The sequence below is a fragment of the Vibrio sp. SCSIO 43140 genome, from assembly GCF_023716585.1.
Taxonomy (GTDB): domain Bacteria; phylum Pseudomonadota; class Gammaproteobacteria; order Enterobacterales; family Vibrionaceae; genus Vibrio; species Vibrio maritimus_B.
This window is the reverse complement of sequence record NZ_CP071851.1, coordinates 1,141,187-1,164,840: the sequence shown is the minus strand read 5'-3', so window position 1 is coordinate 1,164,840 and position 23,654 is coordinate 1,141,187. Positions and strand designations below refer to the sequence as shown.

Genomic DNA, 23,654 nt, shown 5'->3' with positions numbered 1-23,654 from the left:
ACTAGCTCTATTAATCTATGCTAGGAGCCAGTGTAGCCAGATGATGAGTAATGGAATCAACCGAGTCTATGTAACAGAGCCCAATGTAAGGGAAGAACCGCTTTGGATTTTTGCCATCCTACCAGCGGGGATTCTGGTTGCACTGACTTACTGGTATCAGCCATCAGGATTGAGCTGGACAGTAGAGTGGGTGCCTAGCTTAGGGATCGATCTTAGCTTTAGACTCACTGGTTTATCTTATCTGTTCGCGGCAATGATCTCTGGTGTCGGCGTAATGGTTCAGCTTTATGCTTATGCCTACTTAAAAGGGGCAAAAGATCGTTGGTTGTTCCACAGCTATCTAACGCTGTTTATGCTCGCCATGTTAGGTGTTGCGGTGAGTGACAACATCCTTCTGTTGTTCGTATTTTGGGAGCTGACCACACTTACTTCCTATCTGCTTATCGGCTTTAACCATGAAAAGGAGCAATCGAGAAAAAATGCACTGCAATCGCTGATCGTTACTGGTGCTGGTGGCCTTGCTTTGCTTGCGGGACTCATCCTATTGGGGCAAGCCGCAGGCAGTTTTCAACTTAGTGTGATCATCTCTGAGCAAGCTGCGATTACACAAGCGCCGATCTACCACGCCTCGATGGTTTTGGTCATGCTCGGCGCATTAACGAAATCTGCTCAGTTTCCATTTCATTTCTGGCTGCCAAATGCGATGGCAGCACCCACGCCAGTCAGTGCCTATTTGCATTCGTCGACCATGGTGAAAGCGGGCGTATTCTTGTTGGCTTTATTGTCTCCGGTCTACTCGGAATCAGACGTTTGGTTTTATACCTTAACAACAGTGGGTGGGTTTACCGCTTTATGGTGCGCGCTGCTGGCAGTAAGGCAAACGGACCTCAAACTGATGCTCGCATACAGTACCAATGTCGTGTTGGGTATGCTGGTGCTGCTACTGGGTATTGGTAGCGAACTCGCGTTGGTATCAGCATTTCTGTTGATTATTGCTCATGCTTTTTATAAAGCAGCACTGTTTATGGTCGTGGGTAACATAGATAAAGCGACGGGGACACGAGACATTCGGCTGCTTCGCGGTTTGAAAAGTGTGCTGGTTATATCGTTAATTGCTGCTGCTATTGCTGCATTATCAAAATCTGGTATCCCACCCTTTATGGGTTTCTTGAGCAAGGAGTACATGTACAAGGCGCTACTTGAGGTCAACACATGGATTTTGCTGGTGCTGCTTGTTGTCAACGCACTTATGGTGTCGCTAGCAATGTCACTTATTTTCAAACCGTTTCTTTCTTCAAAACCTCACGGTTCTCAAGAAAAGAGAGCGGCAGTAGCAAAGCCGGTAGAGACGAGTTTCATGCTCTGGATACCGCCAGCCTTACTAGCACTGGGTAGCATCGCTTTACCTGTGTTAGCTCTTGGTTGGCTTAATAGCAATATTGTGGCACCTGGCGTGCAAACCGTCTCACCCGATCTTCTAGTCGGCGACGTTAAATTATGGCAAGGCATAAATCTTCCTCTGATCCTCAGTGGGCTTACTTTGGGCTTAGGCGTCTTGTTTTACAAATTATCAGGTCGCGCACAAACATGGTGGGATAGGGGGGGCGTAACAACACCTGTCGCTGACTCTGTGTTCCATCGATTCATGGCATCATTGGTCGGTGTCGCTAAATGGCAAACCAATTTGCTTCAACACAAAAAGCTTGGTGGCTATGTGCTCACCTCATTTGGAGTCCTCGCGATCTTGCTGTTCAGTCATATCTCGTTGGGGAATGTTAATTGGTCATCTGGTCTTGCTGAACTTCGTTATTTCGAGGTCGTCATTGCTGCGATCATGGTTGCTTCAGCACTGCTCTGTATTGTTTCGACCTCTCGTCTTTTAGCGGTCGCATCACTAGGTGTGATTGGCTTTATGACGACATTGGTTTTTATGCTCTATAGCGCGCCGGATGTCGCCAAAACTCTCTTATTGGTAGAGACGCTACTCGTAGTCTTCGTTGCGCTGTTAATGCGCCATTTACCGCTGTTCTCAACGGTTCCTAAACATCCACGCCGCCGCCGAGCGCTACACGCTATCGTCGCTATATTCATTGGATTTGCAGTCACTATGCTGCTTATTAACATCACATCCCAGCCTCTGGATACGAGCTTATCGCAATTCTTTGCAGAGCAAAGTGTGCCTGGCGGTCATGGTCGCAACATTGTGAATGTAATTTTGGTTGATTTTCGTGCCTTCGATACCTTTGGAGAGGTGGTGGTTGTCGTTATCGCGGGGCTATCAGCCGCAAGCCTAGTCAACACAAGCGCTCATAAAAAGAATAAGATCAACTCGCTCATTTTCGCCACCACAGCGCACATTGTCGCAGCGCTTATGCTGGTGTTCTCACTCTATCTGTTGCTGAGAGGTCACAACGCACCAGGAGGCGGCTTCATTGGCGCACTTATCGCCGTCATTGGTCTGTCTCTACTTATGTTTGCTGAATCGCCAAGTTACGTAAGGGAACGCTTGTATTACTCACCGTTTTGCATCGCGATGGTGGGGATTGCAGTCAGCGCTTTGTCCGGCGTAATGAGTTTATTAGTGGGTCTGCCGTATCTCACGGGTTTGTGGTGGAAAGAAGTTGTGCCCCTTGGAACGCCGCTGCTATTTGATGTCGGTATTTACCTGTCGATTATCGGTGGCGTGATGGGGATGCTGCTAAAAGTAAATGAGGAGCTCGACTGATGGAAATATTATGGAGTGGGGTGATAGGTATCTTTGTCGCATCCGGTATCTACTTGATGTTGGAGCGACACTATCTGCGAGTTATCTTCGGATTAATACTACTTAGCAGTGCCGTTAACCTAGCAATATTTACTAGCGGTCGATTAACTTTCGGCGTGGCGCCGCTTATTGACGCAAATGACGTATTGCCGCCAGAGGGCTACGCAAACCCATTACCACAAGCCTTAGTTCTGACTGCGATCGTGATTGGATTTGGTTTACTGGTGTTTGCTTTGTTACTGTTTTACCGCTCTTATCAGGATTCAGGGAGTGCAGATGTTGAGCAACTAACCCGCTCTGAGGAGGATTCATGACAGAGCTAGGTTTGACGTTACCCGTTGTCATATCACTGCTGACATCGATACTGACATTCTTTGCTCGACGCCATTTGCGCGTTTTGGACTATGTTAGCGGCATCAGCGTCAGCGTCACGTTTTGTATCGCGTTAGCTTTGCTAGTTGGTGTGCTCAATGGTGGGCCTCAAGCGGTGGCATTCGGGCAATGGGCAGCACCTTTTGGAATCGTGTTTGTAGCTGATTTGCTCAGTGCCGCCATGGTTTTAGTGACAGCAATAATAGGGGCTGTCTGTGTCTTCTACGCGATGGCCGATCTTAGAGATAAACCTTCATACGGCATGTACCACGTGCTGATACATGTTTTGCTCGCGGGGGTGTATGGCGCTTTCCTCACTGGAGATATCTTCAACCTCTATGTGTGGTTTGAGGTGATGCTGATAGCCTCATTTGGTCTGATGGTTCTGGATGCTGGAAAAGTTCAGGTCGATGGGGCAGTCAAGTATGTGGTGCTTAATCTGGTCTCTACGTTGGTCTTCTTGCTAGCGATAGGCTTATTGTATGGTGCAACTGGCACTCTCAATCTGGCAGATTTACACACCAAAGCGCAAGCAATACCAACCGAAACCCAAGCTCTGCTCTCAGTGTTGTTCTTGTTCGCGTTTGCCATTAAGTCGGCATTGTTTCCGCTCTTTTCATGGTTACCTGCGTCATACCACACTTTGCCGAATGCAGTGGTTGCCTTGTTTGCGGGCTTGCTGACTAAAGTAGGGGTGTACGCGCTTATTCGACTGTTTACTTTGGTATTTCCACTGGCGGAGAGTGGATGGCAACCGCTACTCATATGGGTAGCAGGTTTAACCATGTTAACAGGCGTGTTGGGAGCTGCCGCTCAGTTCGATATTAAGCGCATCTTATCGTTTCATATCATCAGTCAAATCGGCTACATGATCATGGGGTTAGCTATCTACACGCCGCTTGCGCTAGCGGGGGCGATTTTCTATATCGTCCATCACATCATAGTGAAAGCCAACCTGTTCTTGATTGGTGGATTTGTCGAGCGCCGATATGGCTCCAGTCAACTGTCCAAGCTTGGTGGTGTGTATAAGTCAATGCCTCTGCTGGCCTTCTTATTTATTATTCCAGCCTTCTCATTAGCAGGTTTTCCACCCTTATCTGGTTTCTGGGGCAAGTTTTTGGTTATCAAAGACAGCCTTTATACGGAACACTACATGCTCGCTGCAACCGCTCTAGTGGTGGGATTGTTGACCATTTTTTCGATGACCAAGATTTGGAGTGAGGCGTTTTGGAAGCCTCAGCCTGAGGAGACGAGATCGGTGACTTTGCCCAAGGCTGTTCAACTCTTGTATTACACCCCCATTATTATTTTGACGTCAACCAGCTTGGTGATTGGCTTCGCCGCAGAGCCGTTTTTTCAATTCGCCATGGGGGCTGCAAACCAGCTTTTAGTACCAAGTGCCTACGTAGATGCCGTGTTAGGAGGCCGATTATGAGTTACTTCTTGCTTAACTTGTTTCTTGCTTTCGCTTGGATGCTTATTAACGGTAGCTACAGCAGCGGTAACTTTGTTGTTGGATTTATTGTCGGTTTCTTTGCTTTGCGCCTTAGTCAGCCTTTTGGATTAAAAACGAGTTATTTCAAACGCTTTAGGGCGGCGCTATCTCTCTTTGTTTATTTTATTTACGAGATGATAGTGTCGGTTGCACGAGTGATGTGGGATGTCATTACGCCAACGCACTTAAGTGATCCTGACATTGTTTATGTCCCATTGGATGCCACGAGTGACGTGGAAATAACCTTACTTGCCAATATGGTTTCGTTAACCCCAGGTAGTCTTTGTCTCGATGTTACGAAGGACAAGAAGCATCTTGTGGTTCACGCGATGTTTGCACCAAAGCATGAAGAGGTTATCCAAAGTATTAAGCAAGGTATGGAGAGAAGAATATTGGAGGTGACCCGTGGGTGAGTTCGTTCAAATGAGTATCCAGTTTGCCTATGTGGGATTGTTAGTGAGCTTGGTGCTGTCTTTCGTGAGGCTTGCTAAGGGACCAACGTTGGCAGATCGAGTCGTTGCCTTGGACCTTATGGCGTTCATTACCATTGGATTCATTGCCATAGTGACCCTCCATACGATGCAAACGTCGCTACTTGATATTGCGATTACTTTAGGATTGGTCGCTTTTTTGGGCACAATCGCGTTTGCTCGTTTAATTGTTAAAGACAAACAAGCAGGAGGGTCGTAATGCAAGTGGTTGTCGCGCTACTATTAATATTCGGAACTCTGTTAGTTCTGGTCGCGAGTATTGGTGTTCTGCGCATGCCCGATCTCTATACGCGTATGCATGCTGCAACGAAAGCAGGTACTGTTGGGCTTGCTGCCATACTCTTCTCTGTTGCCTTGTCTATTCATGATCTGACAGTGCTATCACGGGTGATAGGCACTATGGTGTTTATCGTCCTAACCGCACCCGTCGCAGCACATTTGTTGGGTAAAAGTATGCAAGCCCGCGGTTATAAGATTTGGCGCAATCGCTCAGTTGATGCACAGTCGATAGAACAAGAGAAGTGAGTAACGAGTGAACCATCATCCATTGATCCTCAAATTAAACGCGTAGACAAATCAATGCAAAGCGAAAAACACGTCATGTGGCTTACTTTCAATGGCACATTTCTAATAGAATCAAGTTCATATCCTGTTTTCGATAAAGCGCATTCTCGACATGGTTAGACTTTTAGCATTGCTTTGCTCGCAGATATTTTACTGGGCTCCTGTGTCTGCTTTTAGTGGGGAATTGGAGTGTCCAACGTCCCAAAACGACTCGAACCAACAATATGAAAATTCTGTGAATTTTCCCAACCTAACGGATTGGGGGAAGCACTTCTCTTACGCACACTCGGCAACACTTGTTTCCGAACCGCATAAAGAGGAGCACAAAGTATTGCGAGTAGAAGTTCGAGAAAATGATGTATTCGCTACGAGAACGGGTGATGCCTACCGGGCCGAAGTCTATGAACGCTATAAAGCACCATTTAATACGGAAATGCATTATCGATTTAAAACACTCATCTCCGAGGAATGGGAATTTGACGACGTGCGGGCTCTTATTGCCCAGTGGCATGCTACGCCGGATTTACACTTGGGAGAGATAAGTCGAAGCCCTAACTTAGGTATAGAGGTGCGAAATAATCGCTTCTTAATTCGAGGGCAAACCAGTGACCTCCCTGTGAATTTGCACAACAAAGAGGGTATGACTCGAGTTCGCCATTATTTAAGTGAACCAATTGAAAAAGATCGTTGGTATCAATTTGATATTAAGGTGATGTGGACACCAAGCTCTGAGGGCTATCTGCAAGTCCAAATAGATGACGCAACAGTTGTCGGTTATCACGGTCCAACTAGCTATCTTGACTGTGTGGGTCCCTATTTTAAGGCGGGCGTTTACCGAGATTATTCTCAGCATACTTTCGTTGTTTATTTTGATGATTACTCTCGAAGTGAAATATAACTCAAAGTCAGGGAATTACGGTGTTCATAATCGGCTTGGGTATTTCTCAGTTTTTGGGTTAATAGTGCGAAAAATCAAATAGTTTGATGTAACATGCAGTTTGTTCGTGATTACATCTAACAAGGAGTTTTAGCATGGATGTATTTGATGTTCTTCATCAGCACCGCTCAATTCGTGAGTACCACGATGACCCTATCGCACCAGAATTACTTGATGAAATCTTGCAAGCAGGTGTGAGAGCTTCCTCGTCAGGAAACATGCAGTCGTACTCAATCATCGTTACCCAAGACAAGGCACGTCGTGAGGCTTTATTTGAACCTCATATGAAGCAGAACATGGTGGTTGATGCACCCGTATTGCTGACTTTCTGCGCTGATTTTAGAAGAATGCGTAAGTGGTTAAAGCAAAGCGAAGCGCCTTTAAACTTTGATAACTTTATGAGTTTTATGATCGCTGCGATTGACGCGACTTTGGTATCGCAAAACGTAGCGGTTGCTGCTGAGGCGAAGGGACTCGGTCTATGTTACATGGGCTCAACCCTAGCAAACTGTGACCAGATTGGTGAGATTCTAGAACTCCCAGAGGGTGTTGTACCCGTTGTCGGCTACTCGCTTGGGTATCCCGCCGAAAACCCTGAGATCCGCGACCGTCTACCGATGGATGGGTTAATACATCATGAGGTTTATCAAGATCATGATGACGATACGATTCAATTAATCTACCACGACAGAGAAACCGCAGGATGGGCTCGTTACATGTCTTATCCTGAGCTTAAAAAGATGATCGAGGACTCTGATGTGGAGAACCTTGCGCAGGTTTATACCAAGCTAAAGTACACGCGAAAATCGCATGTAACCTTCTCAAATAACGTACTTAACTACCTCGAAAAGCAAGGCTTCATGAATTATGAACCGTCTTAAGTAAAAAATGGAAGTCTTAAGACTTCCATTTTTGGTTGAGCTTGTATTTGATTCTATTTGCTAATTCTACCCAGTAGTGCCCAAAGCAAAGCCAATACGATGATGGCATATATCATCGCCAAACCAATCGAGAGCAGAACTAAGACACATAAGATAAGTGACAATATTGCGAGACTCTTTCGCCATCCACCAAGCAGTCTCACTGCACTCCACATCGCGAAAAGGTATATCACCACAAAGATCCCATTTGCGAGCGTTAGAAAGATATCAATGTCGATACCCGACAAATAACCAAATACGCATGACACAGCAAGTGTGACTCCAACCATTAAAGTGGCGATAGTAGGAACGCCTTTCACTGACACGCGAGCAACAGGACTTTCTGGACGATACTCTCGAGCCAGCGACCAGATCATACGAGCCAGGCTTTGGGTGTAGAGGTTTATGGTGGCAAAGCATGCTAAAAAGCCAACGATACTGATAATCCAAGTGGCTTGAGGACCAAATAATTTGTCAGCAATGAAGGGGACTGAGGTGGTGTTTAAAGCTTGAGTACCGTATGCGTAATGTTCTAAGACCACAACTGAGAAAACGTAATAAACAGCGCCAGCGAGGAGGCTCCCGACCAAAATGGCGATAGGGTAATCACGCTCAGGTCTTTTGAACTCTTCACCCATATGAGCAAACGCTTCGATTCCTACGAAGCACCAAAACATAACTGCGATAGCTTGAGCAATAGAACCCATATCAGCAATTGACGAGGCAGTCGGAGCAAAGTTTGTCGCGTGCACATCACTGCTCCACACAAAACTCGCCACTAATACAATAATGCCCACCGCTATGAGGGTTTGAAGTCGACTTGATGATTTGCTGCCTGAAAAGTTCACTGCCATGAGCAGGGCGACCACAAATAGCTGTGCAGGTAGTGGGTGAGACATAAAGCTTGGCAAGAACTGCTGTGCAAAGCCACCAGCAATTGCAATGGCAGCGGGAACACCGACGGGTATGACGCTAATAAATAGCAGGGCAATGGCTTTTTCCAGTCGCGGACCGAATGCTTGGCGCACAAAGTACGATGCTCCTCCCGCGTTAGGGTAGCGCTTTCCAAGCGATGCGAATGTAATTGCGATCGGGCAGATCGCAAGTAATAGAGCAAACCAGGCCCAAAGGATTTGCTCGCCGGCAATACTTGCGGCAATAGCGGGTACCATGAATAAGCCAGTACCAAGGAGCGTGGTAGACATCTGGCCAATGCCACCGAGTAGGGTAATTTCTTGTTTAAGCTGTGACATCGCGTTACATCGGTCGTACTGTGTAAAGCTGTCTAGCTTAGTATTTAGACGTTAAATTAACAACTTATCTATAAAGATTACCTAGTCGAGAAAGTGTAGAGTTCGCGACTTATTGCTCAGAATAAAACGCCGCAACATCCTTTAGATCTTCATCTGATAAGTTTTGCAGTTGAGCTTTCATCAGTGCAGCCATGGGGCCCGAACGCTCGTCGTTGATATAGGCTCTCATTGCGTTATATAAGTAAAGTGGATCTTGTCCGTTAAGGTCTGGGTAGCTCGGCTGGCTGGTGAGACCGTTTGGGTTATGGCAAAACACGCAACTGGGTGATTTAAGCTTTCCAAGTTCAGCATCACCAAAATCGCTCGCGAGTACAGTGCCCGAGAATAGAATCGATAGTACCGAAGTTGCAGGAAGGATTTTCATATCAATACTCAAAAAAACGTAACCTAGGCAATAAGATAAACCTTACCCCTAGGTTAAGCTCAACTCTATTTTAAATGTGATGCGACTTGCGTTACACCAGCGTCTTTAGTTTCTCAAGTAAGACATCAATATCGTTGCTAGAAACATCTTTGTGGGTCACAAAGCGAACTGGGTTGCTTGGTGAGATCGTAATACCATCTTCAGCGAGCTGTTCAGCAATACGGTCGATATCGACGCTTTCATCGAGCTTAGCGAAAACGATATTAGTTTGGACAAAATCGGCATTAACGCTAAATCCATCAACAGCGTTTAGTCCCTCGGCCAGTTTCTTCGCGTTCGCGTGGTCAGTCGCAAGCTGTGCCACTTGCTCGGTAAGAGCCAGCTTACCTGCTGCGGCTAAAATACCCGCTTGGCGCATTCCGCCACCAACCATCTTACGTAAACGACGAGCGCGTTCGATAAAGGATTTAGAGCCTAAAAGTAGAGAGCCAATCGGAGCAGATAAGCCTTTCGATAAACAGATAGTCATTGAGTCGAAGTGCTTGGCAATTTCAATGACATCTACATCAAGAGCGACTGCTGCGTTGTATACTCGAGCACCATCGAGGTGGAGGCTCAATCCGTGTTCATTAACGAACTGCCTTGCTTCGGCCAAGTAGGAGAGAGGGAGCACCTTTCCGTTGATTGTGTTCTCTAGGCTTAGCAGCTTGGTGCGAGCAAAATGGCTGTCATCAGGCTTAATCGCAGCTTTCAGTTTACCAAAATCAAGCGTGCCATCTGGGTTGTTTTCGATAGGTTGCGGCTGGATAGAACCTAAGACCGCCGCACCACCTGCTTCGTATTTGTAGTTGTGCGCTTGTTGACCACATAAGTACTCATCACCGCGCTGACAATGCGCCATCAAGCCCAAAAGGTTGGCTTGTGTGCCTGATGTAGTAAACATGGCAGCTTCAAAACCATGTCGCTCTGCTGCCCACGCCTCTAGCTCATTAACCGTTGGGTCATCACCGTAAACATCATCGCCCACAGGAGCGTTTGCCATTGCTTCGCGCATAGCTTGGGTTGGTTTGGTGACCGTATCTGAGCGAAAATCCATTGAATATCTCCTAAATGTATCCGCATAGCGCTGCCTTGCTAAGACAAGCTATGGTTTTGGCGTCGGTGATTTTACCGTCGATAATATATTGTTGTAGTTGTGTATGTGACATTGTCACAACTTCGATGACCTCATCGTCGTCACACGAATATTTATCGCTAGGCGATAAGGACTTTGCGATAAACAGATGTTGAATCTCATCGCAAAAACCCGCTAATGGGGTTACCTGACCGAGCGAAATCATCTCACCAGCGGCGAAACCGGTTTCTTCAATCAGCTCCCGAGACGCGCATTGCGTGGGATCCTCATTTGGCTCCATTGTGCCTGCAGGTAGCTCTAACAACCATTTCTTTAGCGATGGGCGAAATTGATTGAGTAGTAGGATTTCACCATTGTCGTTGATTGGCAGAATTACGGCGGCGCCAGGATGCTTGATGGTGGTATGTGTCACTGATTGATCATTCGGTAGGGTGACTTCTTCTTCGATGAGAGAAATAGATTTCCATTGATGAATGGTTTTGTAGGTCATAAATCATCCGTGACTGCGATGTTGAAGCGATAATATCACCACACAAAGGATCAAATGTCGATGATTAGTCTGCAGTGATAAAAGTGTTGATTGCCTTCCGAAAATGGAAACAGTGTTTTCTGCACTATTTTGACATCGAGAGATTAGGTATATCAAAGGCTTCAGGTGTATTTCATAAAAAGGTAGCGACAGCGTGTTAGGGGCAGATGGGCTAAATTTAGCATTGATGGTAGCGGAATCAGGCATGATTGATTCTGCAGTACGAGAAATCATGCAGCACACTGATCTTATGGCGCTTGGCAATGAGGACAGCGTTAAGCAGAGCCTCACCGCATCTATGGCCAAGTGGTCGAAGAGCGTTAAGCGCAAGCTAGTCAAAACTCAAGATGAAGACTCAATCCAAATTGAGTTAAGCCTCTATCAACAAGCGGTATATATGACTGAGTCTGAGTTTGACGACAACTTCAGTACTCTCGTTGCACAGTTGCCTGAAGACTCGCTGTTTATCGAAAAAGCGCAAAAATTGATTGCTTCGAAGCAAAGTTACCCGAGCTCTTTATTTGCAAGACAGTTTTGTCGTCAATGGTATGAGAGCTTAACTACTGCCGTTCAGTCTAAACAGCAAGATACCCTTGATGAGCAGAAATCCCGTTTTCTAAAACAGCTGTACCAGCGCATAGACACGCTCAAGGATATGGAGAATCTTAACCAGACGGGCGAAAACGCTACGCTTGGTCGTTTATGGGATCTAGCAGGTGCCGAGCTTACTAAGCAAGATTGGAAATCCATAGAGCGCACCGCAGAATACCTATCTAAGCATAGCGATCTAAACGCAATAGCAGACAAGTTAGGTCGTATGGCTGATGAAGTCGATGCGCCTGAGCTAAATAGAGTTGAGACGCATGATGATGTGGTGGTGGAAGAAAAGTCTGATTTTGCCACAGACGACATTGTTGGTATCCACACCAGTAACGATATCAATAAACTGCTACCAAACGAGACCATGTATCTTGCTTACCCAGAGCTAGAAACCGTGTTCTACCAACACCTAGTCGAGAAGCGCTTGTTGACCTACAAAGCCGAAGGAAAACAGAGAACGATTCGCCAGCTTCATAATCCGTCGCAGTCACATGGAGAAGCGATAAAGGAAAAAGGTCCCATGGTTGTCGCGGTGGACGTTTCGGGCTCTATGCAAGGTGCACCTGAAAAGTCGGCGAAGGCTATGGCTTACGCGCTGATGAAAATGGCAGCAGAGCAGTCTCGCGAGTGCCATGTGATTCTCTTCTCATCGACCTTTATTACCTATGACTTATCTGGATCAAAGGGACTAAAAGAGGCGTGTGATTTTCTCTCCTACACATTCAAAGGTGGTACCGATTTAAGTAAGGTCCTAGATTACGCAGTGGATGTGATGAAGGGTGAACAGTACAAAAACGCTGACCTTTTGGTGATTTCCGACTTTATTGCGCCAAAGCAGGAAGAGAATATCATTGAAAAAGTGATGTCGTTGAAAGGAAGCTATAACCGATTCCATTCATTGTGCTTATCAAAGTACGGTAACCCAGAGGTATTATCGCTATTCGACACCCAGTGGCGATATCATCCGAGCTTAGTTGGTAAAATTGTCAAGAAACCAACTGCGGGTTTACAAAGAGCTCGACAAGTTTTTTCTCATACTTTTGGCTAATATAAACGGCGTATATCGCCGTTTTTTTAGCAAAATTCTAATTAAATCAACTTGATAATTTTGCGTTGATGCGCATGCTTAAAATACGCAGGATTGAAAGGTCTTGTAACATAATGATAACAAATGTATAAAATTAATTATGCATTCCAATTTTGTGCACAGAGGTATTGGCATGATTAAGCCCACAGTTGTCTCACACGCTGATAAAGCGTTGCTATCAGAACGAATTACAAAACTTGCCTCAGCACTTTCCGACGGAGTGTATGAGCGTGAAGAGACTATCAAGCTATGTCTTTTAGCTGCCCTTGCCGGTGAAAGTGTTTTCCTATTGGGTCCTCCAGGCATCGCCAAAAGCTTAATTGCGAAGCGTCTAATTCAAGCATTTGATAACAGTAGCTATTTTGAGTACCTAATGACTCGTTTCTCGACGCCTGAAGAGGTGTTTGGTCCATTGAGTATTCAAGAGTTAAAAGATAATGGACGGTACTTGCGTCTTACCGATGGCTATCTGCCTACCGCCCAAGTTGTGTTTCTCGACGAGATCTGGAAAGCAGGTCCAGCGATTCTAAATACGCTATTGACCGTTGTGAATGAAAAGACTTTTAAAAATGGTAGTGATATCGAGAAGGTGCCCATGCGTCTACTCGTGTCTGCATCGAATGAACTGCCAGATGAAGATAGCGGTCTAGAAGCACTTTACGATCGTATGCTTGTACGCATTTTTGTTAACCGTATTCAAAACAAGCAGAACTTCAAGTCAATGTTGACGGTCGGCACTTCAGAGGAAGCGAAGATCCCTGAGGGGCTCGCAATTACTGATGCTGAATACCATCAATGGCAGCGAGAGCTAAACGATGTCGCGCTCAGTGATGACGTATTTGAGAAACTCTATCAATTAAAAACCATGCTAGAAGCGTCTGCGGACGAGCATAGGGCAACACTTTCTGAGGCGGATTTGTATGTCTCTGATAGACGCTGGAAGAAGGCCGTCAAGCTTCTCAAAGCAAGTGCTTTCTTTAATGGACGTGACAGCGTTAACCCGCTGGATCTTCTGTTACTTCAAGACTGTTTATGGAACAGCCCTGAGTCATTAGAGATTGTACGAACGGTGATAAAAGACTTCGCCTTAAATCATGCCTTTGATCAGCAAGAAGTGTTTCAACAGATCGAAGAGGGCAAAGAGCAGCTTGAAGAAATCCAAGAGGAGATCGAGGCTGAGTTTGCTATGCCACTATCAATGGAAACCACAACAGGATTGCTTCGCAAGGATGTTTATCAGTACGACATCAGCAATGCTAAATCTTACAAAGTCGGTCCGGCTACAGACTTGGTGAAGTTGGTCCTACTGCAGAGCAATATGTCGGTATCTGAAAGTGAAAAAGGCGACAGTCGTTGGGTCTATATCGCAAAAGACGAGCTCAGCCGCGCTATCAAAGAGGGGGGCAGCGAGGTTTATGGTTATGTGAACCAAAATACTCACCTATGCCGTTTAAGACTCGATATCAACGCCTCAAGTCACCTAGTTGTAAAAGACATTGCAAATCGTTCCGTCCTGACGACTTTAGTGACTACCAATGGTATTGACGAGAGCATGCTTCAAGAGTGGGTGACTAAGTCCGATCAAGTTCTTACTCAGTTAAAACATGCAGAGCATCACCTTCGCTCGGTACGTTCAAAATTCCACGGTGCTCTGCCACACGGCTTCATTCAACCAGACATACCAACAGAAATGGAAGTCAGTCTGCAAACAGTGACTCAAACATTAGAGTCGACAACAGCAGAAGCCGAAAAAGCAGTGACAAGAATAAAAGGTCTACAAACCTTTTTTGCTTGATGAAGCGAAACTCAGATTAAGAGACAAACGAGATTGAGAGCGGGCTGTGTAATACGCAAAACCATGTAAAGGTGAGAAACGGAGACAAGGATGCTCGGAGCAGATGGATTAAACCTCGCATTAATGGTGGCAGAATCAGGCTTAATTGATTCGGCAGTCAACGATTTGATGGCGCGCTCTCAGGTTTTGGCGATCAGCGAAAACCGTGGCATGCGAAGCTCGGTGAAGAATCATCTGCTCAAATGGCGCGGCTCAGTGAAAAAGCGCATGACGCGCGTGTGTGAAACTGAGCGCTTCCAACAAGAACTCGCGCTATACCAAGAAGTGATTCATTGGGACGAAGCGACTTTCTTTGAGCGAATCCCAGGTGTGGTGAAAAAGCTGGAATGGCACTCTGCTTTTTACCTACAAGCTCGTCGTTTGCTCGAGAAAAACAAGTCCGTCAAGAATCCCATGTTCCCGCGCTATTTTTGCGATCTTTGGTACAAGAGTCTAGCTGATGCTATTAAGCAAGCGGAAGTGTCAGAACTAGAAGCGAGCAAGGAGAAGTTTCTCGCAGATCTCTATCAGCGCATGGAAACCATCAAAGATATGGACACGGTTACTCAGCAAGGTGATGAAGCGACGATGGGGCGCTTGTGGGACATGGCCGCCGCGAAACTGACCAAGACAGACCTAAAAACCATGCACAGCCATGCAGAGTTTTTGAAAAAGAACGATGCACTTAAACAGATAGCGGCGCAGTTAGGACGTATGGCGAGTGAGCAAGACGACCCTGAGTTAAACAAAGCGCAAGCTGACAATGTTGAAATGGTCGAGGAGCAAAGCGACGAAGCGACCGACGATATTGTCGGTATTCATGAATCTGACGATTTAAACAAACTCCTTCCAAATGAAACCATGTTCTTAGCATACCCTGAGCTTGAGGTTGTCTTTTACAAGCATCTTGCCGACAAACGCCTTATGAATTACAAAACGCAGGGTAAAGCTCGTACACTGAAGAAAGTTCGTACCAGTGCTCCAGATAATAGTAAGGTGGATATCGAGAAGGGACCGTTTATCGTATGTATCGATGCATCGGGCTCGATGAGTGGATTTCCAGAGCAGTGTGCGAAGGCGATGGCGTATGCATTGATGCAGATAGCGCTAGCGGAAGAGCGCGAATGCTATGTGATTTTATTCTCGACGACTCACATTACGTATGAGCTAACCAAACAGGATGGCTTGCGAGAAGCGGCTGACTTCCTAAGTTATTCATTCCATGGCGGCACTGATCTTGAGCCGGTCCTCAATAAATCGATTGATCTGATGCAATCGGATACCTACAAGAACGCTGACATGGTGGTCATTTCGGATTTTATTGCGCCAGAGCAATCGCATGAGATGATTGAAAAAGTTGCCGATCTTAAAGCGCGCAAGAATCGCTTTCATGCCATTAATCTGTCCAAGTATGGTAACCCGTCTTTGATGTGTATGTTTGATCACTGTTGGTCCTATCATCCGACGCTTGTAGGGCGTTTGATGAAAAAGTGGTAATGAGGTGATACATCCTTGTATCAAAAGAACCCATCCTTTCGTTCTTGAGCCTAGGGTTGTCGGTTTAGCCGAGAGTCAGGATTACACCAACGATTGCTGCACTCATAAGGTTCGCTAGAACGCCAGCGGCGATGGCTCTGAAACCGTAAGTTGAAATGAACTTCTTACGCTCAGGCACAAGGCTACCTAAACCGCCAATTAACATGGCCATACTAGATATATTGGCAAATCCACACAGTGCAAAAGTGACAATGGCTTGTGAGTGCTCTGATAGCTGATCTTTCACTGAGATCATCTGAATAAAGGCGACAAACTCATTAACAACAATCTTATTACCGAGCAGTGAGCCCGCCACGATAGCTTCTTCCCAAGGAACACCAATCAACCAAGCAACAGGTGCAAACAGATACCCTAAGATGATCTCGAAGCTTAGTTTTACATCAAATAGCAAACCAATCTGTTCAAGCATGCCATTGAGAAGCGCAATCACACCAACAAATGCCAGTAGTGTAACGCCAACGGCGAAGGCAATTTGCGCGCCCGACATAGCGCCGTCGGCAATAGCTTCTACTACGTTGTTTGCTTTTGGAAGATCGACATTAGAATCTTGATCTTGAGTGACCCAATCCGTATCCGCTGGTGGAACAAGGATTTTTGCCATGAGTAGGCCAGCCGGCGCTGACATAAATGCCGCTGCGATCAAGTAGTTGAGTTCAACACCTACCGACGCATAGCCAACCAGCGTACCGCCGGCGACCGATGCTAGACCACAGGTCATCACAGCAAAAAACTGAGAGTCGGTCATTTTACCAAGGTAAGGCTTGACGACGAGTGGTGCTTCAATCATCCCAACAAAGATGTTTGCGGTAGCTGATAGTGACTCTGCTTTTGCAGTGCCTAGCAACTTGCTAAGCGCGCCGCCAATCCACTGAATAATACGTGGCATGATACCAAGGTGGTACAGAGCTGAAATAACTGCAGAGAAAAAGACAATAACGCCAAGTACGTTAATGGCGAAGATAAACCCAGCGCTTCCTGTTGCTAGGTCTCCGAACAGAAACTGAATGCCTTGTTGTCCGTAGTCGATGACGCTGCTCACAACTTGTGAGACACCAAAAAGAGCTTGCTTGCCTGCAGGAACGTAAAGCACCAGCACTGCGAATAGGATCTGTAGTGACAACGCAAGGGAAACGGTTCTCAAAGGAATGTTCTTGCGATTCGTTGAAAGAAGATACGCAGTGGCGAGAATCACCACCATACCGAGCATAGAAGTCATAATAGGAAGCCTGTATTGAACTAGGTGGCGAAGTGTATTCACTACAAAGTTCGATGCAATACCGGCTTGTTAAGGCAATGTAATGGGTTTTATGTGATGACTCGAGGGTGCTCGAATAATCAGTAGGTTATGGTGGTATTTAGAAGTATCTTTTCCATAGGGAAAAGATACTTGTCTATTTGGTGGTGTATATTTTGAGCTAACGTTCAGGTTGATAAGTCCATATCCGATTACAACAAAGAGATATGCTTGTTTAATCGCACGTCCCAAAACGGAGGTTGGCCAATCTTATTCTTAATGAAATCGATGATGATTCTAGTCTTTTTAGGTAAATGCTCACGTTTAGGATAAACAGCGTAAAACGGCATAACTTGCCCAAGTTTCCAGTCAGGCATGAGTTGTATTAGTTTGCCATTTTTAAACTCATCTTGAAGAAGGTAAGAGGCCAAATAGCCGATACCCCAACCACTGATGACGGCATCACGAACTGCTTCTGCCAAGTCAACTTTATAGTTGCCTTTTACGGACACTGTTAGCGTTTCATCTTCGTTGTAAAATGACCAATCGTTGTAGACGCGATCGCGGCTTTGATACGTGATGCAGTTGTGATTAAGTAGCTCATTGGGCTCACGTGGTGTTTGATTCTCGATAAGGTACTCGGGCGAGGCGGCGAGGACAAACTGACAATCTGCCATTCGCTGAGCGACATAACCTTCAGGAATTTGCTCAACATTGGTGATCCACAGGTCGACATTGTCTTTGAGCATGTCGATACGATAATCAACCAGAGAAATTTCTACATCTAGCTTGGGGTAGGTACGTTTTAACTCTGCAATCATAGGAATAATGTGCATAGTGCCAAATGATTGGGCGAGGGCAATTCGAACCACACCGGCTACCTCACTGGAAAAGCTTTCTACCTCTGCGTCAACATGATTGAGTGCATCGACGATTTTTTCTGCTTGTTTTAGTGCCGCGTGTCCCGCATCGGTGATAGTTATCTGTCGACTCGTACGCTGCACTAACTGAACGCCAAGCCGAGACTCAAGTTTGTTAAGATGCTTACTCACATAAGAAACGGAGCAATCGAGCGCTTGAGCTGCTTTGCTCATGGAGCCGTGGCTATGGATGGCGTGTAGGACGATGAGTTGATTGGCTTTTTCTAACATAAGGTTCTTGTTGAGGCTTCTGAGGCTTAACTTTAGAATGGTGGACGTCGTATGATCAAGTTTCTCGTTAGGATTGTTTTGGAAACTTATTGGACTGTGATTGAGATTTAACCGTTGCTGATGTGATCTTGTTCATCTTGGTTGGAAAGTCAGCGAACAAACTTTTTTTTCGAGTTTTTGTTTGACTAATTTTCTCATATCCGTAAAGTATGCCTCGAACACGGCGAGAGAGCTTCTCTAACGTGTTGAAAAGAAAGGCGCCTTGGCAGAGTGGCTATGCAGCGGATTGCAAATCCGTGGACCTCGGTTCGACTCCGGGAGGCGCCTCCATTATTCAGAAGCCCCGACATTACGTCGGGGCTTCGTCGTTTCTGGCTCAGAATTCTTGGTTAATCGGGCCTTACGTGTCTTGCGAGTATCCGTTTAGATTCCTGCTTTACATCCAAACGTCGCTTAAAGCCCCAAAGTCTTTCACGCGCCGCTTTACCTGATTCTTCTAGATTGATGATTGGGTCAAGATAAGGACTGCCTTCTGACAGTTGGTACATCTGCGCTTCAAGGCTAGTCAGCTTCCAAGGCTCAAATAGCAGCGGAGGGGGAACCGACGCGAGTTCTGGTATCCAAAGATGAATAAAGTGTCCGTCGGGGTCATGTTCAATGGCTTGTTTGGTGGGGTTGTAGATTCGAATCGTGTTAGTGCCAGTCACGCCCGCTTGCATTTGAAATTGCGGGTAATGAATACCAGGTTCGAAGTCTAGAAACAGCTGTGCTAGGTGTTTCACTCCATGCTCCCAGTGAATATTCAAATGATGAGTTAAAAAGCTTACCAGCATGGCGCGCATTCTAAAGTTGATGTATCCAGTTGCTTTCAGGCAGCGCATACAGGCATCCACCAGTGGATAACCAGTACTTCCAGATTTCCACGCATCAAGCTTGTTGAGGTCGTTTTCGTACTCCAGGTGTTTGTAAGCGCGATTAACTGGTCTAAATTCCATTTCCGCTTCAGACTCAAACTTTTGAATAAAGTGGCAATGCCAATGCAGGCGAGATGAGAGTGCCGCTAGGCTACGTCTGAACCCCTTCACATTCCAGTGAGCAAGCAGGGCTTGGTAAACTTCTCTAAGAGAAATGTTGCCCCATGCTAGATAAGGGGAGAGGCGGGTGCAGGCGCTTCGACTCTCTAGCGGTTTGGATATTTGATAGTAATAATGTCGTCCCCGCTCTTGGAAAAAACTTTCGAGTGTCTGCCAAGCTAAAGTCGTTCCACCGGTCTGCATTCCTTTTTGCTTTGTTGTCCAAGATTCTGGAGTGTGCTTTTCCTCATCGAAATCGAGTAATTCAAGTGGAACGAACGAGTTGTGCTTGAGGTCCGTTGATTCTATCGGCGCTCTCATTACTGACTTCCAATGAGTGTCCCAGTCGATTCTGTCGCGTGCACCTCGAACCACTGCACCATAAGGGCTTTCATGCCAGTTAATATTTGCGTCCTGAAACCACTGCGTAAGTGCTCTGTCTCTTGCAAACGAAACCTCAAGCCCTATTTCTTGATATGAAAAGACGTTTTCGATGCCAAACTTAGTATCGAGCTTTCTAAATGCCTTTGTTGCTGAACTAAAAAGGATGAGAACTTTCGTATTGCAGCCTTTGAGTTGCTGATTCATGTCATTTAGTGATTGCCACACGAATCGCCAATGTCTCTCGTCATAGTGACCATCGTCAAGTAGTTCAGGCTCAAAAAGATAGAGCAGTAATGTAGGGGCTCCATTCTTTAATGCTAAGTTCAATGGCTGATGGTCGGTAAATCGCAAATCTCTTTTAAACCAAACCACATTAATGTTTTTCATACAATTTCCTCGTTACTTAACGTGTTACGAGAGGCGCACTCATTAGTTCAGTTGACTGAGATTGAGAGTAAGAGCACAGCAGCGTATCTTAGCCAATCAGATTGATTGCAAATCAACCAGAGCGGGCATAATCTAGCATTAATAGCTAATGCATGGAGGTGCTTATGGCAGAAGTGTTAATAGTACTGATTATCTTCGGCGCAATTTTTGGAAGAGGGTTGTTGCGCTCTTTTTACAGTCATCGAGAGAAAATGCGTGCAATTGAGCTCCATAATTCTTCCGCGGATTCAAAACGTGAAAATAGTGAGCTATTAGAGAAATTGGACAAGCTTTCAGAGCGTGTCGAAGTGCTTGAAAAAATAATCACCGACGAGAAATATCACCTCGATCGCAAGATTGCCAACCTCTAGCTTGCTGTAATTTTCGACGAATTGTGCGTGCTTCATACCGCAAAGTTCGCTATTTAATCAGTTGATTCATAAAGTGAAAAATACCTGTTGACGGAAATCCTGAATCCGCTAAAGTACACCTCGTTCTCACGGGGAAGCCCGTTAGAAACAGAATTGAAAAGATGGTGTTTATACAATCTAAACGGCATCACAAAGAAATTTGTGTGCCCTGGTGGTGGAATTGGTAGACACAAGGGATTTAAAATCCCTCGACGTTCGCGTTGTGCCGGTTCAAGTCCGGCCCGGGGCACCATCTCTACAAAGCTGAGTGACTACTTAGCACACAAAATAAAGGCGCCTTGGCAGAGTGGCTATGCAGCGGATTGCAAATCCGTGGACCTCGGTTCGACTCCGGGAGGCGCCTCCATTCTCACTCCATATCCTATTCTAAAGTCTCTCTTTTTGAGCGCTTCATTACTTACATACCAGACCTATTTACACTTTGTAAAATCATAAGACTTTAATGATTTCTTGTAGTTAACTGGCCTTAAAGTACCAAGGCGTTACACTCTGTATCACGGTCAATCTTCCCAATAAAATAATCACTTCAAAATTAGTAAGTTAACCATTGGCATAAACTATGCTCATCGGCCTCTGTCTCTTAAAGCGCACTCAGCAGTATGCGTATTCTTTTGCTCAGAAGGACAGAACGATGAATAACAGTCTATTGCAGCACCTGCCTCGGCATGGGGCAGTTATCGCACTTGGTATGTTTTTATATGCCAGTCCATCTCACACACAAGCCGCTGGTTGGGATTTTGGCGATGATTATGAACGCCGATGTATGGCGGATGCCTATCTCCTCAAACCAGGAAACTCCTTACCCCAAAACCAATTGAACTGTACCGCTAACGACGTTGAAATTACTAATGTTGTACCGGTGGGAATCAGTGAGTGTACACCGGGGCAGGTAGTCAGTTTTGACGCGGATGTAACAATAAGAACCAATGCTAAAGAGCGATACGATACAACTTTCTATTTGCCACTAACACCTCAGTCACCTCAAGTAGTTCAAGGTGGGGCAGAAAATTGTAGTTTAATCCTACCTAAACCAGCAGATAGCGGCGCGGATCAAGATGTAAACATTGATGGTGACCAGTGTGGTGATATTGCTAAAACAGGCACAGGTGACCAGTATGTATTGGTCAAAGAACGCATTAACATGCTGTGTGTCGACAATGATCAAGATGGAAGAGCGGATTTCACATATTGTGCTGCCTGGGACAATATTGAAAGAAACAATTGTACTGTTGATGATAGCAACTTCTCCTCAGGCCAAATCCCCAACACAAAATCTAAATGTAACTGTGATACTTTCAATATTGATCTGTTTATTAGACCTGAACCACCAACAATCAATAAGAGTCTCGTCTCGGCTGCGTCTGTTGCAGAGCCCGGTGGTCAATTTGATTTTACTTTAAACTTTACAAACCCAAGTTCGCAGTCTTCTTTATTTGTTAAAACGCTACTTGATGAAGTGTCTGTCGTTCCTTTGAGTGGTGCTCCTGCAGACTACTCCGTCGACCTATTATCTGCGGCAGGTTCTGCGCCTACTCAAGCAGACTTAGATGGCGTGTATTTGGTGGCTAACACATGTCACACCCAAAATAAAGAAGTCGCTCCATCAGCAACATTCAGTTGCGCATTTTCCGTTTACATAAAGGATATTGACCTTAATAATTCAACAAAAACCGAGGTCTACAAAGATGTAATCAAGGTAGGCTTGGCTGACAAGAATGATGAAGCTGTAGGCGATGGTTCAAGTTGTCCTACATGGGTATCATCGCAAGCTGGTGATAACTGTAGCTCACCGATTGATGTCACTATTACCAACCTGCTTCCAAAAGTTTCAATTGTTAAGACTGCTGATGTAAATGCGGTGATGGAGCCTGGTGGCAACGTGACATACACCGTAACAGTAACCAACATGTCTCCGTATTATGATTCTCCAATCACACTAGATTTATTTAGTGATGACCTGTTTAATTTATCGAATGGTACGGGTACATGTACAGCAGGCGGAACTTTGGGTGTTGGCGAGCAAGCAATATGCGCATATACAGAGTTCATCGCAGGTGACTTTGGGGATTCTGAAGTGGTCAATACCGCGAGCGTGACGATCTCAGATAACGAAGGCGATAGCGTATCGACCAGCAACTCTCATGCAATTGCGATTCTAGACGTGCCATCAAGTATCACATTGGCGAAACAGGCGACACCATCAACGGTTCCTGAAACTGGTGACGATCCTTCAGTTTTCCGCACCATCGATTACACATTTACCATTTCTGTAAACAGTAGCGGTGTCGACACTATTAGTTTCAGCTCGTTGTTGGACGATAAGTTTGGTGAGCTCGCAACAGAATGTTTAGTTAACGGTGCAACGAAACTGATCGATTATACAGCAACACCTGGAGAGCAGTTCTCTTGTGTAATCTCCCGTGATCTACAGGGCAGTGCAGGTGATAGTCATGTGAATATCGCGAATGTCAAAGGTGTCGACGCTGATGGTCAGATGATTATGGCTGTAGCGACTGAAACGGTCAACTTTACCGACGTGATGCCAACTCTTGAGCTCGCGTTCGCGCCAAGAATCGTTGTGGTCTTGCAGATCAAGAATACCAGCATCGAAAACGTCAAGTTGTCTGGTCTCACATTGTTTAGCCAGAACGTGCTAGAGGATGATATGGTCGATGACGGTTTCACTTTCCGAAATGTAGGAGGCACCTATAACGAAGTGTTCTATCCAGCATGTGAACTCAATAAAGATATCGAGTTTGCCGGTTCTGGTAACGACACTTACTTGTGTGCCTTTGTCGTGGACTTCGAAGCAGGTCTTGATGACGTAACCGCGGTTAACTTTAATGCCAACGCTGGAGATGCAGTCGTTGTCAGTGTTAAAGATGACCAAGATAACACGGTAAGCGGAAATGTATCCGTTCAGCTCGTGACTCAGGAATAAAAATATGAGCGTACATTGCCATTGGCGATGTACGCTTTTTCTCGCTTTTTAT

At 45.6% G+C, this 23,654-nt stretch carries 20 protein-coding genes and 3 tRNA genes; 16 read left to right on the top strand and 7 right to left on the bottom strand.

What is annotated here, in order from left to right; all coding sequences use genetic code 11:
• The first annotated feature begins 142 nt into the window (after window positions 1–142).
• The 8 genes from mbhE to J4N45_RS23695 all read left to right on the top strand — a co-directional run bounded on the left by mbhE (window position 143) and on the right by J4N45_RS23695 (window position 7,504).
• Window positions 143–2,725 carry a hydrogen gas-evolving membrane-bound hydrogenase subunit E gene (gene mbhE, locus J4N45_RS23730; protein ID WP_252017234.1) on the top strand — a complete coding sequence of 861 codons (2,583 nt, stop codon included), beginning with the start codon at window positions 143–145 and terminating at the stop codon, window positions 2,723–2,725.
• On the top strand, window positions 2,725–3,078 hold the full coding sequence (locus J4N45_RS23725; protein ID WP_252014840.1) for a Na+/H+ antiporter subunit C: 354 nt from the start codon (window positions 2,725–2,727) through the stop codon (window positions 3,076–3,078). The genes mbhE and J4N45_RS23725 overlap by 1 nt, the downstream gene beginning before the upstream one ends.
• Window positions 3,075–4,571: a proton-conducting transporter transmembrane domain-containing protein gene (locus tag J4N45_RS23720; RefSeq protein WP_252014838.1), complete on the top strand. Its 1,497-nt coding sequence runs from the start codon at window positions 3,075–3,077 to the stop codon at window positions 4,569–4,571. The genes J4N45_RS23725 and J4N45_RS23720 overlap by 4 nt, the downstream gene beginning before the upstream one ends.
• Window positions 4,568–5,044 carry a Na+/H+ antiporter subunit E gene (locus J4N45_RS23715; protein ID WP_252014836.1) on the top strand — a complete coding sequence of 159 codons (477 nt, stop codon included), beginning with the start codon at window positions 4,568–4,570 and terminating at the stop codon, window positions 5,042–5,044. Before J4N45_RS23720 ends, J4N45_RS23715 begins: the two co-directional genes overlap by 4 nt.
• Window positions 5,045–5,054: 10 nt before the next feature.
• The gene (locus tag J4N45_RS23710) at window positions 5,055–5,321 is read left to right on the top strand and encodes a monovalent cation/H+ antiporter complex subunit F (RefSeq protein ID WP_503058238.1); all 267 of its coding nucleotides are present in this window, start codon (window positions 5,055–5,057) and stop codon (window positions 5,319–5,321) included.
• Window positions 5,321–5,647 carry a monovalent cation/H(+) antiporter subunit G gene (gene mnhG / locus J4N45_RS23705; protein ID WP_252014832.1) on the top strand — a complete coding sequence of 109 codons (327 nt, stop codon included), beginning with the start codon at window positions 5,321–5,323 and terminating at the stop codon, window positions 5,645–5,647. Before J4N45_RS23710 ends, mnhG begins: the two co-directional genes overlap by 1 nt.
• Before the next feature lie 274 nt (window positions 5,648–5,921).
• On the top strand, window positions 5,922–6,584 hold the full coding sequence (locus tag J4N45_RS23700) for a polysaccharide lyase family 20 protein (protein WP_252014831.1): 663 nt from the start codon (window positions 5,922–5,924) through the stop codon (window positions 6,582–6,584).
• A 134-nt stretch (window positions 6,585–6,718) separates the two neighbouring features.
• A complete protein-coding gene (locus J4N45_RS23695) occupies window positions 6,719–7,504 on the top strand; it encodes a nitroreductase family protein (RefSeq protein WP_252014830.1) in 786 nt (261 codons plus the stop codon).
• Between the two features lie 53 nt (window positions 7,505–7,557).
• Here J4N45_RS23695 and yjeH read toward each other — a convergent pair whose 3' ends face one another.
• From yjeH to J4N45_RS23675, 4 genes are all read right to left on the bottom strand, one after another.
• Entirely contained in the window at window positions 7,558–8,796 is a 1,239-nt protein-coding gene (gene yjeH, locus J4N45_RS23690; RefSeq protein ID WP_252014829.1) for an L-methionine/branched-chain amino acid transporter, read from the bottom strand.
• 109 nt (window positions 8,797–8,905) lie between these two features.
• The gene (locus J4N45_RS23685) at window positions 8,906–9,220 is read right to left on the bottom strand and encodes a c-type cytochrome (RefSeq protein ID WP_252014828.1); all 315 of its coding nucleotides are present in this window, start codon (window positions 9,218–9,220) and stop codon (window positions 8,906–8,908) included.
• 91 nt (window positions 9,221–9,311) lie between these two features.
• Entirely contained in the window at window positions 9,312–10,316 is a 1,005-nt protein-coding gene (gene ltaE, locus J4N45_RS23680) for a low-specificity L-threonine aldolase (protein ID WP_252014827.1), read from the bottom strand.
• A 10-nt stretch (window positions 10,317–10,326) separates the two neighbouring features.
• Window positions 10,327–10,845, bottom strand: coding sequence for an NUDIX hydrolase (locus tag J4N45_RS23675; protein WP_252014826.1), 519 nt, complete (start codon window positions 10,843–10,845; stop codon window positions 10,327–10,329).
• 193 nt (window positions 10,846–11,038) lie between these two features.
• Here J4N45_RS23675 and viaA (J4N45_RS23670) point away from each other — a divergent pair, with 193 nt between their 5' ends.
• The 3 genes from viaA (J4N45_RS23670) to viaA (J4N45_RS23660) all read left to right on the top strand — a co-directional run bounded on the left by viaA (J4N45_RS23670) (window position 11,039) and on the right by viaA (J4N45_RS23660) (window position 15,902).
• A complete protein-coding gene (viaA, locus tag J4N45_RS23670; protein ID WP_286036910.1) occupies window positions 11,039–12,532 on the top strand; it encodes an ATPase RavA stimulator ViaA in 1,494 nt (497 codons plus the stop codon).
• Between the two features lie 172 nt (window positions 12,533–12,704).
• On the top strand, window positions 12,705–14,366 hold the full coding sequence (locus J4N45_RS23665) for an ATPase RavA domain-containing protein (protein ID WP_252014824.1): 1,662 nt from the start codon (window positions 12,705–12,707) through the stop codon (window positions 14,364–14,366).
• Window positions 14,367–14,456: 90 nt separating this feature from the next.
• Window positions 14,457–15,902, top strand: a complete 1,446-nt coding sequence (viaA, locus tag J4N45_RS23660; protein ID WP_252014823.1) for an ATPase RavA stimulator ViaA — start codon at window positions 14,457–14,459, stop codon at window positions 15,900–15,902.
• 64 nt (window positions 15,903–15,966) lie between these two features.
• On the opposite strand, the gene J4N45_RS23655 is transcribed toward viaA (J4N45_RS23660), so the two are convergent.
• The gene (locus tag J4N45_RS23655; RefSeq protein ID WP_252014822.1) at window positions 15,967–17,178 is read right to left on the bottom strand and encodes a NupC/NupG family nucleoside CNT transporter; all 1,212 of its coding nucleotides are present in this window, start codon (window positions 17,176–17,178) and stop codon (window positions 15,967–15,969) included.
• A gap of 230 nt (window positions 17,179–17,408) precedes the next feature.
• Window positions 17,409–18,347 (bottom strand): LysR family transcriptional regulator, encoded by a 939-nt coding sequence (locus tag J4N45_RS23650; protein WP_252014821.1) that lies wholly within the window; start codon window positions 18,345–18,347, stop codon window positions 17,409–17,411.
• Window positions 18,348–18,603: 256 nt separating this feature from the next.
• On the opposite strand from J4N45_RS23650, the gene J4N45_RS23645 reads away from it, so the two are divergent.
• Window positions 18,604–18,677: transfer RNA gene (locus J4N45_RS23645), tRNA-Cys, on the top strand.
• Between the two features lie 59 nt (window positions 18,678–18,736).
• Here J4N45_RS23645 and J4N45_RS23640 read toward each other — a convergent pair.
• Window positions 18,737–20,191 (bottom strand): cryptochrome/deoxyribodipyrimidine photo-lyase family protein, encoded by a 1,455-nt coding sequence (locus tag J4N45_RS23640; protein WP_252014820.1) that lies wholly within the window; start codon window positions 20,189–20,191, stop codon window positions 18,737–18,739.
• Window positions 20,192–20,355: 164 nt separating this feature from the next.
• Here J4N45_RS23640 and J4N45_RS23635 point away from each other — a divergent pair, with 164 nt between their 5' ends.
• The 4 genes from J4N45_RS23635 (at window position 20,356) to J4N45_RS23620 (ending at window position 23,602) form a co-directional block, all read left to right on the top strand.
• Window positions 20,356–20,601, top strand: coding sequence for a nitrite reductase (locus J4N45_RS23635; RefSeq protein WP_252014819.1), 246 nt, complete (start codon window positions 20,356–20,358; stop codon window positions 20,599–20,601).
• A gap of 205 nt (window positions 20,602–20,806) precedes the next feature.
• Window positions 20,807–20,893 (top strand) — tRNA-Leu (locus J4N45_RS23630).
• A gap of 40 nt (window positions 20,894–20,933) precedes the next feature.
• Window positions 20,934–21,007 (top strand) — tRNA-Cys (locus tag J4N45_RS23625).
• Window positions 21,008–21,292: 285 nt separating this feature from the next.
• Window positions 21,293–23,602: a CLIPPER-2 domain-containing protein gene (locus tag J4N45_RS23620; protein ID WP_252014818.1), complete on the top strand. Its 2,310-nt coding sequence runs from the start codon at window positions 21,293–21,295 to the stop codon at window positions 23,600–23,602.
• Window positions 23,603–23,654 lie beyond the last annotated feature (52 nt).